Source organism: Chryseobacterium sp. FH2 (assembly GCF_001045455.1).
Taxonomy (GTDB): Bacteria; Bacteroidota; Bacteroidia; order Flavobacteriales; family Weeksellaceae; genus Chryseobacterium.
Genome location: NZ_LFNE01000001.1, coordinates 438,348 through 453,741, shown reverse-complemented (window position 1 = coordinate 453,741; position 15,394 = coordinate 438,348). Strand labels below are relative to the sequence as shown.

General features: G+C 35.9%; 14 protein-coding genes. 11 read left to right on the top strand and 3 right to left on the bottom strand.

Features of this window, described 5'->3' with window-relative positions; all coding sequences use genetic code 11:
• The first annotated feature begins 21 nt into the window (after positions 1-21).
• The 11 genes from ACM39_RS02255 (at position 22) to ACM39_RS02205 (ending at position 13,580) form a co-directional block, all read left to right on the top strand.
• A complete protein-coding gene (locus ACM39_RS02255) occupies positions 22-3,093 on the top strand; it encodes a TAT-variant-translocated molybdopterin oxidoreductase (RefSeq protein WP_048509373.1) in 3,072 nt (1,023 codons plus the stop codon).
• A 25-nt stretch (positions 3,094-3,118) separates the two neighbouring features.
• Complete coding sequence (nrfD, locus tag ACM39_RS02250; RefSeq protein ID WP_048509372.1) at positions 3,119-4,516, top strand: NrfD/PsrC family molybdoenzyme membrane anchor subunit; 1,398 nt, start codon at positions 3,119-3,121, stop codon at positions 4,514-4,516.
• On the top strand, positions 4,503-5,024 hold the full coding sequence (locus ACM39_RS02245; RefSeq protein WP_034724188.1) for a DUF3341 domain-containing protein: 522 nt from the start codon (positions 4,503-4,505) through the stop codon (positions 5,022-5,024). Before nrfD ends, ACM39_RS02245 begins: the two co-directional genes overlap by 14 nt.
• Before the next feature lies 1 nt (position 5,025).
• Positions 5,026-5,712, top strand: a complete 687-nt coding sequence (locus tag ACM39_RS02240; RefSeq protein WP_048509371.1) for a c-type cytochrome — start codon at positions 5,026-5,028, stop codon at positions 5,710-5,712.
• An 8-nt stretch (positions 5,713-5,720) separates the two neighbouring features.
• A complete protein-coding gene (locus ACM39_RS02235) occupies positions 5,721-7,052 on the top strand; it encodes a hypothetical protein (RefSeq protein ID WP_048509370.1) in 1,332 nt (443 codons plus the stop codon).
• A gap of 124 nt (positions 7,053-7,176) precedes the next feature.
• Positions 7,177-8,193: a hypothetical protein gene (locus ACM39_RS02230; RefSeq protein ID WP_048509369.1), complete on the top strand. Its 1,017-nt coding sequence runs from the start codon at positions 7,177-7,179 to the stop codon at positions 8,191-8,193.
• 51 nt (positions 8,194-8,244) lie between these two features.
• Positions 8,245-9,441 (top strand): NTF2-like N-terminal transpeptidase, encoded by a 1,197-nt coding sequence (locus ACM39_RS02225; protein ID WP_048509368.1) that lies wholly within the window; start codon positions 8,245-8,247, stop codon positions 9,439-9,441.
• Positions 9,441-9,977, top strand: coding sequence for an adenine phosphoribosyltransferase (locus ACM39_RS02220; RefSeq protein ID WP_048509367.1), 537 nt, complete (start codon positions 9,441-9,443; stop codon positions 9,975-9,977). The genes ACM39_RS02225 and ACM39_RS02220 overlap by 1 nt, the downstream gene beginning before the upstream one ends.
• Positions 9,978-10,152: 175 nt before the next feature.
• Complete coding sequence (locus ACM39_RS02215) at positions 10,153-10,860, top strand: tetratricopeptide repeat protein (RefSeq protein WP_048509366.1); 708 nt, start codon at positions 10,153-10,155, stop codon at positions 10,858-10,860.
• Between the two features lie 3 nt (positions 10,861-10,863).
• Positions 10,864-11,379 (top strand): 6,7-dimethyl-8-ribityllumazine synthase, encoded by a 516-nt coding sequence (ribH, locus tag ACM39_RS02210; protein ID WP_048509365.1) that lies wholly within the window; start codon positions 10,864-10,866, stop codon positions 11,377-11,379.
• A 122-nt stretch (positions 11,380-11,501) separates the two neighbouring features.
• A complete protein-coding gene (locus tag ACM39_RS02205; protein ID WP_048509364.1) occupies positions 11,502-13,580 on the top strand; it encodes an LTA synthase family protein in 2,079 nt (692 codons plus the stop codon).
• Here ACM39_RS02205 and ACM39_RS02200 read toward each other — a convergent pair.
• Genes ACM39_RS02200 through ACM39_RS02190 form a run of 3 tightly spaced genes read right to left on the bottom strand, consistent with a single transcriptional unit; the run spans position 13,570 to position 15,353 of the window.
• Positions 13,570-14,700 carry a glutathionylspermidine synthase family protein gene (locus ACM39_RS02200; RefSeq protein WP_048509363.1) on the bottom strand — a complete coding sequence of 377 codons (1,131 nt, stop codon included), beginning with the start codon at positions 14,698-14,700 and terminating at the stop codon, positions 13,570-13,572. The genes ACM39_RS02205 and ACM39_RS02200 overlap by 11 nt on opposite strands.
• 3 nt (positions 14,701-14,703) lie before the next feature.
• On the bottom strand, positions 14,704-15,033 hold the full coding sequence (locus ACM39_RS02195; RefSeq protein WP_048509362.1) for a hypothetical protein: 330 nt from the start codon (positions 15,031-15,033) through the stop codon (positions 14,704-14,706).
• 2 nt (positions 15,034-15,035) lie between these two features.
• Entirely contained in the window at positions 15,036-15,353 is a 318-nt protein-coding gene (locus ACM39_RS02190) for a hypothetical protein (protein ID WP_048509361.1), read from the bottom strand.
• Between the last annotated feature and the right edge of the window lie 41 nt (positions 15,354-15,394).

The following is a 15,394-nucleotide window of genomic DNA, read 5'->3' as shown; positions in this document are numbered from 1 at the left end:
ACTAAAAAATTAGAAGTATAAATGGCTTCAAACAAAATACAATTTAGAAGTATTCATGAACTTAAAGACCCGGCTTTAAATAATAAGCTGGCTCAGAAAGAGTTTCAGGAAGAAATTCCGGTAGAAGATTTCCTTGGAGATGCTGAACAAAACGGATCAAGTACTTCAAGAAGAGATTTCTTAAAGTTACTAGGATTCTCTACGGCAGCGGTAACACTTGCTGCTTGTGAAGCTCCGGTAATTAAAACGATTCCTTACGTGGTAAAACCTCATGATATCATTCCTGGGGTTCCAAATTACTACGCTTCGACATACTTTGATGGGTTTGATTTTGCTAGTGTTTTAGTAAAGACTCGTGAAGGTAGACCAATCAAAATTGATCCAAACCCGGCTGCAGGTGATTTAGGTAAAACTAACGCAAGAGCTCAGGCAAGTGTACTTTCTCTTTATGATAATGATAAAGTAAAACAACCTAAACTGGACGGTAAAGACGAAACTTTCGATAAAGTAGACAGTTTTGTTATTAAAGGGTTGGATGAAGCTAAGGCTGGAAACAAAAGAATCGTATTATTATCGCACTCTTTTGCTTCACCTACTTTCAAAAAATTATTTGCTGACTTTAAAGCAAAATATCCTACAGCTGAATTAGTAACGTATGATGCATTTCCTTATACTGCTTCTCTAGATGCAGCACAGGAAGTTTTCGGACAAAGAGCATTACCAGTTTATGACCTTAACGGTACTGAATTAGTAGTTTCTTTCCAGGCAGACTTCTTGGGAGAATATAATGCTGCAAGTTTAGAAACATCTTACGCTTCTGCTAGAAAACCTGGACCAAATATGTTGAGACATATCCAAGTAGAATCAAATATGTCTCTTACTGGTGCTAATGCTGATTCAAGATATAGATTAAAACCAAGCCAGGTAAACAAAACTTTAGTTGAAGTTTACAATGCAATTGTTACAGGAGCTGCTCCTTCAGACAAATCTGCAGTTGAAATCGTAAAAGAAATCCAGTCTAAAGGCAGCAAAGCTGTTGTATTTGCTGATGGTTCTAAAGGGGCACAGGTTTTAGCTCATTTAATCAACCAAAAATTAGGTTCAGTAGCTTTCACCGGTAAGGCTAATTTCTTAAAAGAATTTGATAAAGCAAGATATAACGAATTCTTAGGATGGGTAACTTCAGGACAAGTTGGAGTATTAATTACAAATAACATTGACCCTATTTATTCCAATCCTAAAGGTGCTGAATTTGAAAAAGCAATCAAAAATGTACCTTACGTAATTGCTGTTGCTGACAAGAAAAACTCAATGTATAAAGCTGCAAAAGCTGTAATTCCTGTAGCTAACTGGCTAGAGTCTTGGGGAGATATCCAGCCTCAGACTGGAATTTATACATTAATGCAGCCAACTATCCAGAAAATCTATAAATCAAGACAGATTGAAGAATCTTTATTGGTTTGGAAGAATGGTAAAAACAATGCTGCCAATAATTATTATGATTATTTAAAAGCAAATGCTGCTATTATCTTAGGCGGGACTTCATTCAACAAAGCTTTATATAACGGTATTGTAGCTACAACTGGTGGTTCTACTCTATCTTATGCAGGCGGAAATGCTGCTCAGGCAGTTGCTGAATTAAGTAACTTTAAACCCTCTGAATTAGAATTAGTACTTTATACTACGACTGCTATTGGAGATGGTACTCAGGCAAACAACCCTTGGTTGCAAGAACTGCCGGACCCAATTACAAGAATGTCTTGGGATAACTATTTGACAATTTCTCCTAAAGATGCGGAAAAGTTCGAGATTGAAAATGATCTAAATGCAAGAATGCAGCTAGACGGTTCTATCGTAGACCTTACTGTAAACGGAGTTACTATAAAAGATGTTCCTGTGTTTATCCAGCCAGGTCAGGCAGAAGGATCAGTAGGTCTTGCGCTTGGTTATGGTAAAAAAGACTCAGGAGCTACTGCTGATACAGGTGTAAACGCTTATCCTTTGTTTGATGGTTCTAACCTTGTTGTTTCAGGTGTTACAATCAAGAAAACAGGAGAAGATCATGAGTTTGCAGGTATCCAGCTTCAAAATACTCTAATGGGTCGTTATGAAATAGCAAAAGAAGTTCCTTTAGCTGAATTTATTAACGTACCTTTCGATGATGAGCATAAAGGATGGAACAAGCCTTTGGAATATCACACAATCAGTGGTGCATTACCGGCAAGAAAAATTGACCTTTGGGATGCATTCGATGATACAGATGGCCCTCACTTCAATCTCTCTGTTGACTTGAATTCTTGTACAGGTTGTGGAGCATGTATTATTGCTTGTCAGGCTGAAAACAACGTTCCTGTTGTAGGTAAAGAAGAAATCAGAATGTCTAGAGATATGTATTGGTTAAGAATTGACCGTTACTATTCTGCAAGACAAAAAGTGGAAGTATACGAAGGTTTAAAAGAAGGTATGGCTGTTCCTGAATTATACGGAACTGCTTTCAATGAAGAAGGAGGTGCATTAAACCACCCAGCGGATAATCCGGATGTAATCTTCCAGCCAGTAATGTGTCAGCACTGTAACCATGCTCCTTGTGAAACTGTATGTCCGGTAGCGGCTACATCACATGGTAAGCAAGGTCAAAACCACATGGCCTACAACAGATGTATAGGTACTAGATATTGTGCTAACAACTGTCCGTACAAAGTAAGACGTTTCAACTGGTTTACATATAACCTAAATGACAAGTTCGATTTCAACATGAACAACGATTTAGGAAGAATGGTATTAAACCCGGACGTAGTTGTAAGAACCAGAGGGGTTATGGAGAAATGTTCTATGTGTATCCAGGAAACACAGGCTACAATCTTAGCTGCTAAGAGAGAAAACAGAAAAGTAACAGACAACGAATTCAAAAATTCTTGTGCTTGTGCTGCTGCTTGTTCTACCGGAGCAATGACGTTTGGAGATATGAATGACAAAGAATCTGAAGTAAGAGAATTGTATTCCAGCAACAGAAGATATTATTTACTTGAAGAGATTGGAACAAAACCAAATGTGTTCTATCACGCTAAAGTAAGAAACAGAGTAGAAAAATAAAGTTTAAATAATAAATAGGTAAAAAATGTCAGGACATTACGAAGCTCCGATAAGGGAACCTCTAATTATTGGTCACAAAACTTATCACGATATCACAGAAGATATTGCACGACCTATCGAGGAAAGAGCAGGTAAATTATGGTGGATTTCATTATATGCTGCGCTAGTTCTATTCATCTATGGATTCGGCTGTATCGCTTATACTATCGGGACAGGTATTGGAGCATGGGGGCTTAACAGAACTATTAACTGGGGTTGGGATATTACCAACTTCGTATGGTGGGTAGGTATCGGTCACGCCGGAACACTTATCTCCGCAGTATTATTATTATTTAGACAGAGATGGAGAATGTCTGTAAACCGTTCAGCTGAGGCGATGACTATCTTCGCAGTTGTGCAGGCGGCAATCTTCCCTGTAATCCATATGGGTAGAGTTTGGGTAGGATATTGGGTATTCCCTTTACCAAACCAGTTCGGTTCTCTTTGGGGGAACTTCAACTCTCCTCTACTTTGGGACGTATTCGCAATCTCAACGTATTTCTCAGTATCCACTGTATTCTGGTTCATGGGGCTTATCCCTGACTTTGCAATGATTAGAGACAGAGCCAAAACTCCTTGGACTAAGAAAATTTATACATTCCTAGCATTCGGTTGGGGGGGTAAAGCAAAACACTGGCAAAGATTCGAAGAGCTTTCTTTGGTTCTTGCAGGTTTGGCAACTCCACTTGTATTCTCAGTACACACTACCGTATCTTTTGACTTCGCAACTTCGGTTATTAAAGGATGGCATTCTACAATCTACCCTCCTTACTTCGTTGCAGGTGCGATTTTCTCAGGATTTGCGATGGTACAAACACTATTGCTGATTGCTAGAAAAGTTTGTCACTTAGAAGACTATATTACAATGTATCATATCGAAATTATGAACATCGTAATTATCTTAACTGGTGGTATGGTAACTGTAGCTTACGCAACTGAATATTTCATCGGATGGTACTCTGGTTCTAGATTTGAAGATTTCACATATCTTTCTCCGGGTGCTGCTGTTGGACCTTATTGGTGGGCTTTCTGGTCATTAATCATCTGTAACCTTGTTATTCCTGCTTCTTTCTGGTTCAAGAGACTTAGAACGAATATTATCTGGACATTCATCGTTGCATTGATTATCAACATCGGTATGTGGTTTGAGCGTTTTGACATCATCGTTATTAACCTTTCTAGAGACTACTTGCCTGGATCTTGGACAATGTTTAAGCCAACGATCATTGATGTAGGTGTATACTTAGGAACAATCGGATTCTTCTCTGTATTATTCTTATTATATGCAAGAACATTCCCTGTAATTGCACAGGCTGAATTAAAATCGATTTTGAAAATCTCAGGTGAAACTTATAAAGCAAAAGAAGGAGATGAGCACCACTAAAATTGTATACGGACTTTATGCTGATGACGACGATTTAATGAACGGCGTTAAGGCATTCAACGATAAAGGAATTGCGATAAACGAAGTTTATACTCCATTCCCGGTTCACGGACTAGATAAAGCTTTAGGTCTGAAGAAGACTAGAATTTCTGATGCCGCTTTCTTCTATGCCCTGTATGGTGTTACCATTGGTGCTACTGTAACTTGGTATGTGATGAATCATGACTGGCCTCAGAATATTGGTGGTAAACCTGCTTTTGACTGGGCACACAACATGCCTGCATTTGTAGTTCCAATGTTCGAGCTTATGGTATTCTGCGCTGCTCACATGATGTCATTGACTTTCTTAGTAAGAAATAAAATGTATCCTGGAGCTCCTGCTCAGAACCCGGATCCAAGGACTACTGATGATAAATTCTTAATGGAGTTTGTAACTGAAGATGTAGAATCTGTAAAGCAGTTGCTGATTGAAACCGGAGTTGAAGAAATAACTGTTAAAGACGCTTAAAATGAAAAAGAATGTATTAAAAATTACAGCAATTTTAGGTTTAACCACAGTTTTACTTAATTCTTGCGGGCCAAAAGAAAATACACCATTAGTATATTTCCCTGATATGTACTTCCCGGTAGCTTACGATCCATTAATGAAAGCTCAGGATGCATATTCAGACCACGAAAACGAAATCCCTGCTTTTGTTAAAAATAGCTTTGCAACAGGGCTTGCTCCCGTAGAAGGATCAGTTGCTCAAAACAAAGACGGAATTTTTGAAGAAGGATTACTTCCTAAAAATGTAGATGAATATAATGCTGGATATGATGCTTCAAAAAAAGTAATAGCATCTCCTTTAAATCCTGCTAATGCGGCTAAGGATATTGAAAGAGGAAAAATGTTATTCGACCACACTTGTGCTGCATGTCACGGAACTGGAGGTGATGGACAGGGACCAATTGTACAATCGGGAGCTTTCTCAGGCGTACCAAACTATGCTGATAGAGAAATTACTGTAGGATCTGTTCATTATGTATTAACAAACGGTAGAAATGCGATGGGATCTTATGCTGGACAACTAAACGCTGGAGACAGATGGAGAGTTGCAATGTATGTGATGAGTGCTTTCAAAAAAGCGGCAGCAGCACCAGCGGCAGCGGCTACAACTGAAGCAAAACCAGAAACTACTACTGAAACTAAAAAATAAGAAAAGAAATGTATAGTTTTTCACCAAAATTAAAATCAACTTCTTTAATACTTCTTGTTGCAGGTTTAGTTCTATTTGCCATTGGTTTCTTTATGAATAAAGGAATCTCTACCGAAAGAATAGAGCAAATGATGGAGGCTGTTCACGCTTCCGGTCACACTGCACCTACGCATTCAAGCGAAATGGTAGGACCTCAAGATCATACGGCTCACTTAGAGCATGCTACTATGCAGGTTCACAATTCGCCGTTGGCATCAATACATTTTGTAGCTGTATTTTTCTTCGGAATCAGTTGTGCAGTATTATTTTTCTACTGTATTCAGCATGCTGCTCACGCAGGTTGGCCAATTATTATTACGAGAGTAATGGAAGCTATTGCTTCTTATATTCCATACGGAGGAGCTATTTTAGTTATTTTAATGCTTTTAAATATCTTCCACCAAGGTCACCTTTTCCACTGGATGGATCCGGATTTGACAGACCCTAATTCTGCTCACTTCGATGTAATCTTGTTTGAAAAGAAAAGATTCTTAAACATTCCTTTCTATGCTATCAGAACATTAATCTATGTAATTGGTGCTTCATTCTTCGCATGGAAACTGAAAGCTCAGTCTAAAAAAGTAGACGAAACTAAGTCTAAAGTAGAGTATCAAATGCTTTACAGATGGGCAGTAGGATATATTGCATTCTTCGGGTTTGCTTCTGCAGCTTGGGCTTGGGACTGGTTGATGTCTATTGACCCTCACTGGTATTCTACAATGTATATCTGGTATTCAATGGTTAGCTGCTTATCAAGTGGAATCGCTGTTATCATTCTTTTAAGTGTTTACTTAAAGAAAAACGGATTCTTACCTCAGTTCAATGACAATCACTTGCATGATTTAGGAGTATTCCTTTTCGCTACAAGTATGCTTTGGACATATACATGGTTCGCTCAGTTTATGCTTTATTGGTATGCAAACGTACCGGAAGAGGTAAACTACTTCTTTGGAAGATTCCAGCACTACGGTGTTACTTTCTTACCAATGTTGATTGTAAACTTCTTGTTACCACTATTAGTATTAGTAAGTAGCAGCATCAAGAGAAACTACAAAGTTGTTACTACAATGGCAGTAGTTGTTATCTTGGGACACCTTTTAGATTACTTCAATATGGTAATGCCTGGAACAGTAGGCCCATTCTGGAAAACTCCAGAGATGTTAATCTTAATCTTAGGAGCTGTGTTATTCGTAGTTGGATTGTTTATGTTTACAGTGCTTACTGCATTATCTAAACTTAAATTGATTCCTACAGGAAACCCATTCTTACATGAATCTGAAATTTATGAGTATCCTTTCTAAGGACTTGTAACAAAATAAAATTCTAAAAGACTGATTATAATAATCAGTCTTTTTTTATGCCTTTTTAGAATTGGTACATATTAAATATCCAACTTTAAATAGCAACAATTCAAACCAACCTATTATGAAAAGAAAATCACTATTATATTTATTATTTATTTTAATATTAAACTTTACCAGCGCACAAACTATCACCTTTATTTCTGAAAAGACAAACAAACCCCTGCCTAAAGTATCAGTCTTTGGAAAAGATGGAAATATTTTGGCATATTCGGATATTGATGGAAAAATTGAAAAATCATTATTAAGTCAAAGTCAGGAAAAATTTCAATTAGTATATGAAAACTTTCCTGTAGCAAGTCTTTTCTATTCTGAGCTTGATAAAGATGTCATTAAAATTAATGATCGGATAAAAGATATTGAAACCGTAGTTATCAAAAACAACAAGCCTTCAAAATATGTTTTCGTGAAAGGTAACTTCAATTCTTATGTTACAGTCAATGGTAAATTAAATTGTTTCGCCGACGGAATCATCACCTATATTTTTGACAACAAAACTAAAAAACTAAAAAGCACAAATGTTGAGCAATACAGAGTTTACAGACTGGAAGATATAAAATTTGAGAAAAAGCAAACCTCAATGTGGGATTATGATTCAGCATTAGAGGTTCCGGATTTGAAAAATGTAGGAAATATTTTAGACTATAAAAAGAAAAACTCAGTAATCAAAGAACTGAAAGGATCTCAGAAAGACCAAATCGAAATCACAGGAGAAGCATTGCAGAAAAAAGAATTTGCATTATTCGGATATCGTTTTTTTGATATTAAAAGCATCCTAAATGTTTCCTATGAAAAAAATACCGAAAAGAACTTACGAGATCTTTTAGAGTTCAACGAAATAAATTTTATCAAATTAAAACATAAATCTGAGCCCAATTTTAACCAGCTTATTCTTTATACCAATTTTTACCCGACAGAATTAAGTTTTAACAACGCAGATAATATTGAAAAGGTGAAATTCAAAACAGACAACAGCAATTATAAAACAAAATACTGGGAAGACTCTTCATTTCCTAATATGCAGAATATTTTCAGTGCGTTTTTCAAAGATGACTTAAAAGAACAACAAAATAAAAAATAAAAAAGGTCTATTAATAAAGGTTTTATTAAATTTGTAGCAAACCAAATAAAAATGAGAAAGTTATCTTTTCTTTTAGTTTTCAGTTTGTTACTTTTCACAGCGTGTAAAAAAGACTCTGTGGATGCTACAAGTACGAAAACTTTACAGTCAAGTATCAATGATATGACATCTAGTTTGCCTACGATTAAGCAAATTAAATTTAACGAAGCTCTTTATATCCTTAAAACTTTTGGAGTAGAGGCTGACGGCGACGTGGCAGAATTAAAAGGACTTGGGCAACTTATTAATGGAAAAAAAGTGCCTGAGATATTATCCCTGGCAGATCAGGTAGCACAGAAAAACGGAATTGAATGGGCAAGTACTGCCCCACCATCATTAGGAGAAATGAATATCTTTGGAGATGATAAAGCAAAAGAAAGTGATCCTAACGATATTAAAGCAAATTCACTATCTGTTATTACAACACCAACAGGGAATGACGGGAATGGAGCGACTGCAATTCAGATAATCCCCAGACTTGTTGACAACGCAGGAAATCCTGTTTCATTTACAGGTGCGGGTTTAGAGGCCACTCTGGAAGTTTTCAGCAACGGAGTAAAACTTTCTACAGCTAAAAACCTGATGACTGATAATAATTTTAAAGGATTTAATTTAAAATTTTCTTCAATTCCTGCAGGAAAAGTAGTTGACAATAAAATAGACATTACTGTTTCAGTAAAAACGACGGCAAAGACCTTTAAAATGTCTAAGATTGGGTTAGATGTAAATCCTTCGGCATTGAAAGTACCGGCTCCGCCAAAAATAGATTCTACAACCGTAAATCAAGATCCAAGTGCGGTAGATCCCAACAGCCCTGTAAATCAGACAAACCCAACAATATCTACAGATCCTAATGCTGCAACAACTCCTTCAGTTCCTAAGCAGCCAATTGCAGATCCAAAAGCTACGGTAAGTAAGTTTTTAAATAATGTAAGCTCACAAAACCTAAAAGCAGCATTTGATGCATCAAATAATCCAAGCTGGGGAAGTTATGAGTCTTTCTCAAACCCTACTTCAGGTTTTGGTTCTGTGAAAAATGTAAACGTGAAAAATATCACATCTAATGCTGCAAATGCAAACAGTGCAAGTGTGAATGCAACATATGATGTAACCGACAAAAACGGAAAAACGACTTCGCTAAAAGTAACTTTCGGGCTTAAAAATGTAAACGGAGACTGGAAAATTTCCAGCTATAAAATAAATCCTTAATGGCTTCACAAGAACTTATCAAAAAACTACAAGAAACGATTGAAAATATCCCTGACTTTCCGATTCCCGGAATTCAGTTTAAGGATATTTCACCAATTTTCCTGGATCCAAAACTTTACGAAGAGGTCATTGAAGATTTAGCAGCTTTCAGCAGAGGAAAGGTAGATGCAGTCTGCGGAATTGAAAGCCGTGGTTATCTTTTCGGAATTGCAGTTGCAGTAGCTTTAGAAGTCCCGTTTATTTTAATCAGAAAAGCCGGAAAACTTCCCCCACCAATCATTTCAGAAAAATATGATTTGGAATATGGAAGCGCAATTATCGAAACTCGTGAAGGACAAATAAAACCAGGACAAAGAGTACTTATCCACGATGATTTATTGGCAACAGGAGGAACAACGGAAGCAGCAGCCAAACTCGTTGAAAAACAAGGTGCAAAAGTCGCTCAATTCAGCTTCTTAACAGCTTTGAAAGGTTTGAATGGAGATGAAAAGCTTAAAAAGTTTGATGCCGAAATTTATCATATTTTAGAATTTTAATTTTTTATATAAAAAATATCAGAATGCCTCATAAAAAAGAGGCATTTTTTGTATTCAATAATTGACAGCTGATGCCTTTTTTAATACTTTGATTCACTTTTATTAATAATAACCTCAAAGTATTTTGTAAATCATTCAGAAACAATTAAATTTGCAGTTCAATTTTAATGAATTTATGGCAAAACTTACAAAGAATGCTCAGCACGAGCAAGAAGGTAAAGAAACAGTAGAATTTTTCAAAGACCTTGATAGAGAGGCTTTAAATACTGAAAGATTCCTTGAAAAATATTCAAAACAACTAGGTATTATTTTTGGTGTTCTGGTATTAGGAGTTTTAGGCTTTTTCGCATATAAGCAATTTATCGTTGCTCCACAGAATGGGGAAGCAGTGAAAAGTTTCCTTGCTGCACAGAAAAACCTTGCTAACGGTAAAGACAAAGAAGCTCTAGGTGGAAAATCTGCTGCAAATCCGGGTTTCATTGGTACAGCTGATGAATATCCTTCTACATCTGTAGGTAAGCTTTCTGCTTATAACGCAGGTTTATTAAAATTTAAAGAAGGCAAATTCCAAGAGGCATACGATCTTTTAGACAAAGTTTCATCTGATAACAAAACATTGATGGCCATGAAATATGGCGCAATGGCAGATGCAAAATCAGGTCTTAATAAAAACGATGAGGCTCTGCAACTATTAGATAAAGCTTCCGGCGCTTCTGACGACCCGTATACTTCTTATTACTTTACAAGAAAAGCAGGTATTCTGGCGTTAGGTCTAAAGAAAAATGCAGATGCTAAAAAATACTTTACTACGATCAGTGAAAAATATCAGGACTACGACAACGGAATGTCTGATTCTTATATTGAAATGACTAAATATTATTAAAAAATGGCAACAGTTAATCTTTCAGATTACAAGCCACTGAATATAACTAATGCCGAAGATTTTTCTATCGGCATTGTTTTTTCTGAGTGGAATGATTTTGTAACCTATAATCTTCGCGATGCAGCTCTGGAAATTCTTGAAAAAGAAGGTGTAAAAGCTGAAAATATTAAACTTTTCCCTGTTCCTGGAGCATTTGAACTGAATTACGCAAGCATGCAGCTTTGTAAAGAACGTAAATATGACGCGGTCATTTCTATCGGCTGTGTAATTCGTGGAGAAACACCTCACTTCGACTATGTTTGTTCGGCGGTAGCACAAGGTATCAAAGATTGTAATATATTGACTGATACTCCTACGATTTTCTGCGTTTTGACAGATGATACTAAAGAACAGTCAATTGCAAGAAGCGGTGGAGATTTAGGAAATAAAGGGGTTGAAGCAGCAGTAACAGCTTTGAGAATGATAGATTTTAAAAAGAATTTATCCGGTAAGAAAGGAAGTATCGGTTTCGGAAATTAATATTTCTTAAAAAAATAATAGAGAAAGGGCTATCGTTGATAGTCCTTTTTTGTTAAACAAACATATCCAATCCGATATTAAATAAAAACTATCTTTGCAAAAATTAATATACAGTTAATAAAATGTTTACGCAGAAAATTAAGCCTTTTCTTTACTTAGGAGCTTTTTACCTTATTATTTCATTATTATTGAGGGTTGTATTCTTTTTCCATCCTATTACTAATGTAAGTTTTGGGCTCTTTGAAATCATAAAGGTTTTATCTATCGGGCTTGTGAATGACATTTTTGTCTTCATTCTGGCGAGTTCTTTTTTAGCGCTTTACTTTTTATTTTTATCCAATTCAAAATACAATAAACCTTACGGATCTATTATTTTCGGGGTTCTATTCTTATTTTTTCTGTATATTTTAGTCATTCCGAATAATATTTTTAAACAATATGGTGGTTCAGTTACGAAGATTGCTTTAATCTTTGTTGGATTAAAAACTCTTCTTTTCGGATTAATGCTTTTCCTTCCTTCAAAGAGAATTAAAATTCGAAATACATTATATTTCATTACATTATTTCTTTATGTCTTATTAATTGTTTTCAATGCGGTAAGCGAATACTTTTTTTATAATGAATTTGGGCTCCGTTATAATTTCATTGCGGTAGATTACCTTATTTACACTAATGAAGTCATCGGTAATATCATGGAAAGTTATCCTGTAGTTCCGTTATTTTTGGCGATTTTCATTATTACTTTAAGTATTACATGGTTTATCTTTAAAAAGACAAAAAGAGAGCTTTTAATATTACCAAATTTTAAGCAAAAGCTAATTCTTTTGGGAACATTTGTGGTTTTGGCAGGAGCAAGTTTATTAGTACTGCCGGCGATGATGCAGATAAGGTCGCCCAATCTTTTTGCAGATGAAATTGAAGCCAACGGAATTCCTAAATTTTATTGGGCATTCACTCATAATGAGCTGGATTATTTCCAGTTTTATCCACAAATCGACCAGAACCAGGCTGAGAAAAACTTTTTAAGTCAATATCCTGAACATACTTTAACAAGAAATATTGTTCCCGAACAACCGGAACAAAAGAAGAATGTGGTTTTAATCTCTATCGAAAGTTTATCTGCAGAGTTTCTGGAACATTATGGAAATACTCAAAAAATAACCCCTTTTCTCGACAGTCTGGCAGATAAATCATTGATGTTTACCAATCTATATGCAACAGGAAACAGAACTGTTCGCGGTTTGGAAGCTTTGACACTTTGTATTCCGCCCACGGCGGGGGAAAGTATCATTAAAAGAGAAAATAATAAAAATAAATTTACAACAGGAACCGTTTTCAAATCGAAGGGTTATGATGTGAAATTCCTTTACGGCGGTTACAGCTATTTCGACAATATGCAGGATTTCTTCGCAGGAAACGGCTATGATATTGTTGACAGAAACAATTTTAAACCTGAAGAAATTTCTTTCGCAAACGTTTGGGGTGTTGCAGATGAAGATATGGCTAAAAAGGCAATTCAGGTCATGAATGCTGAAGCGAAATCCGGAAAGCCATTTTTCAATCACTGGATGACCGTTTCGAATCACAGGCCTTTTACGTATCCTGAGGGAAGGATTGATATTCCCGGAGATGCTAAATCCAGAGAAGGAGGTATAAAATACACCGACTATTCGCTTAAAATGTTCTTCGAAATGGCAAAAAAACAGGATTGGTATAAAAATACGGTCTTTGTAATCGTTGCTGATCACTGTGCTTCAAGTGCGGGAGGAACAGAATTACCGATGGACAAATACAGAATTCCTGCGATGATTTACTCGGAAGGCTTTATCGCTCCACAAAAATTTGACAAATTAATGTCGCAGATAGATTTGATGCCTACTCTTTTCGGAATTTTGAATTTTAATTACCATTCTAAATTTTTAGGACAGGACGTTTTGAAAGAATATTTCCAGCCGAGAGCTTATATCGCAACCTATCAGGATTTAGGTTTTGTAGAAGATGATCATTTGACGATTATTTCGCCCGTAAGAAAGGTAAAACAATATTCTTTAAAACAAAAAGAAAGCAAATTAGCCCCGGCATTCAATATCTATTATGATGAAAATATACTGAAAGCTCCGAAGCAATACCTTGTAGACAAAACGATTTCGGTATATCAGTCAACTTCATACTGGCTCAAAAAAAATCAGCTTAATCGCTGATTAAATGAGGTATAAAGCGACTCTGGTTATTGGTAATCAAATGAGTACTTTCCCTGATGCCGATTCCAGCCGGTTCTTGCCCGATAACCCAGCTTCCAATCACGGGATAATTTCCGTTAAAATTCGGAAGATCAAATAATTGCTGATAAATAAATCCTTCTTTACCGTAGTCTCCTGCATTTTGCTCAATCGGGAAATTGTTTTTATATAAAATCACATTGGCTCCTTCTCTTGAGTAAATAGGTTTTTTGGCGAAATCTTTTAAATGTTTCGGCTCAAAATACGCCTCCAACAGATACGGATGATTAGGATACATTTCCCAAAGAATCGGTAAAATAGCTTTTGATGAAAGAAGAATTTTCCAAGCCGGTTCAATCCATTGGGAACGGAATCCGTTTTTGACTAATTTTTCAGCAAAACCATCATTAATTATCCATTCGTAAGGATAAAGTTTGAAAATATACTCCATGATAGAATCATCTCCTGCAATGAATTCTTCTGCATCTTCCGCCCAGCCAATATCCTGAATCGGAATAAATTCTGTATCAAAACCCGCCTGAGTAGCACAATCACGAATGTATTCAATATTAGTAACATCTTCAATATTTGTAAGTGATGCAAAATAAATATGGTGCGGATTCATATATTTTTTAAGATACTTCCAGTAATCAACCAGCTTTTCATGAATTGAATTAAACTGATCTTTATAAGGAAATATTTCTTGTAACCAATACCATTGAATCACGGACGCCTCATAAAGAGAAGTAGGTGTATCCGCATTAAATTCAAGTAATTTTAAATTTTCTCCATCAAAGCCAAAGTCAAATCTTCCATAAATAGAAGGATGATCTTCTTCCCAGGTTGTAATAATATAATTTCTAAAAGATTCAGGAATATTGAATCGATACCATAGATTTTTTTCAATAATATAGCCAACCGCAGCAAGGCACATTTGCCACAATTCGGCAGTTGCAGACTCTATTTTATCGATTTCCTCTAAAGAAAATTCATAATAATGACTTTCATCCCAATATAATCCATCCAGGGAGTGGTAGCCAAAACCTAAATTTTCAAGCTTATGCTCCCAGTTCTTACGGAGATGTGTTTGTATTCTTTCCATAATTTATGATGAAGCGCGGAACCCACTTTTCCCTAATCCTCCTCTCGTTACTTTTCCTTTATAGGTGTTTCTTCCAACATTTGATTTTGAACTTATCGCATCACTATAATATCCGGCTCTTTGATAAGATCCGTTGCTGTAAGCTCCGTAAGGTCGGAAAGCATGATACAGTAAAATCCCCGTCATAAAACCGTGACTTCTTGAATAAGATGCTGTACTGTCTGCTCTCATATACACCTTTTTCTCGTTCGTTGTATTTTTGGGGGTTTCCTGAGAACAGGCCGCAAGGATACCTGTCACGAAAAGTAATTTTATAGAACTTGATTTTTTCATGACTATTGGACAGTTATAAAAAATTCGTAATCTTTTTTAGCATTTGCAACATGAGAATGACCTGCTTCATCTTTCACCGCCCGGATGGTGTCTCCTAAACCCGGGATCGTATCCCTTTTGATAATTTCTTTGAAAAGTTTATTGTTTTTCCAGATTTTATGCTTGGTAATAAGTATATCCGTTGAATCTAAATGCTGCACAGAAAGTTCTGTTTCAATAGATGCTTTTTTGTTGACATCATGTACTTCATCTTCTTTCTTATCACAAGCTATAAGACCAAAAACTCCCAATAGTAAAATACTAAATTTAATTTTCTTCACTTAGTTTTAATTTTTTTCAAAAATAATCAATATTAATTTTA

Coding starts and splice junctions, on each gene's coding strand:
- ACM39_RS02235 (WP_048509370.1), top strand. CDS start 5,721: ATGTATAGTTTTTCACCAAAATTAAAATCAACTTCTTTAATACTTCTT.
- ACM39_RS02255 (WP_048509373.1), top strand. CDS start 22: ATGGCTTCAAACAAAATACAATTTAGAAGTATTCATGAACTTAAAGAC.
- ACM39_RS02245 (WP_034724188.1), top strand. CDS start 4,503: ATGAGCACCACTAAAATTGTATACGGACTTTATGCTGATGACGACGAT.
- ACM39_RS02225 (WP_048509368.1), top strand. CDS start 8,245: ATGAGAAAGTTATCTTTTCTTTTAGTTTTCAGTTTGTTACTTTTCACA.
- ACM39_RS02195 (WP_048509362.1), bottom strand. CDS start 15,033: ATGAAAAAATCAAGTTCTATAAAATTACTTTTCGTGACAGGTATCCTT.
- ACM39_RS02220 (WP_048509367.1), top strand. CDS start 9,441: ATGGCTTCACAAGAACTTATCAAAAAACTACAAGAAACGATTGAAAAT.
- ribH (WP_048509365.1), top strand. CDS start 10,864: ATGGCAACAGTTAATCTTTCAGATTACAAGCCACTGAATATAACTAAT.
- ACM39_RS02230 (WP_048509369.1), top strand. CDS start 7,177: ATGAAAAGAAAATCACTATTATATTTATTATTTATTTTAATATTAAAC.
- ACM39_RS02240 (WP_048509371.1), top strand. CDS start 5,026: ATGAAAAAGAATGTATTAAAAATTACAGCAATTTTAGGTTTAACCACA.
- ACM39_RS02205 (WP_048509364.1), top strand. CDS start 11,502: ATGTTTACGCAGAAAATTAAGCCTTTTCTTTACTTAGGAGCTTTTTAC.
- ACM39_RS02215 (WP_048509366.1), top strand. CDS start 10,153: ATGGCAAAACTTACAAAGAATGCTCAGCACGAGCAAGAAGGTAAAGAA.
- ACM39_RS02200 (WP_048509363.1), bottom strand. CDS start 14,700: ATGGAAAGAATACAAACACATCTCCGTAAGAACTGGGAGCATAAGCTT.
- nrfD (WP_048509372.1), top strand. CDS start 3,119: ATGTCAGGACATTACGAAGCTCCGATAAGGGAACCTCTAATTATTGGT.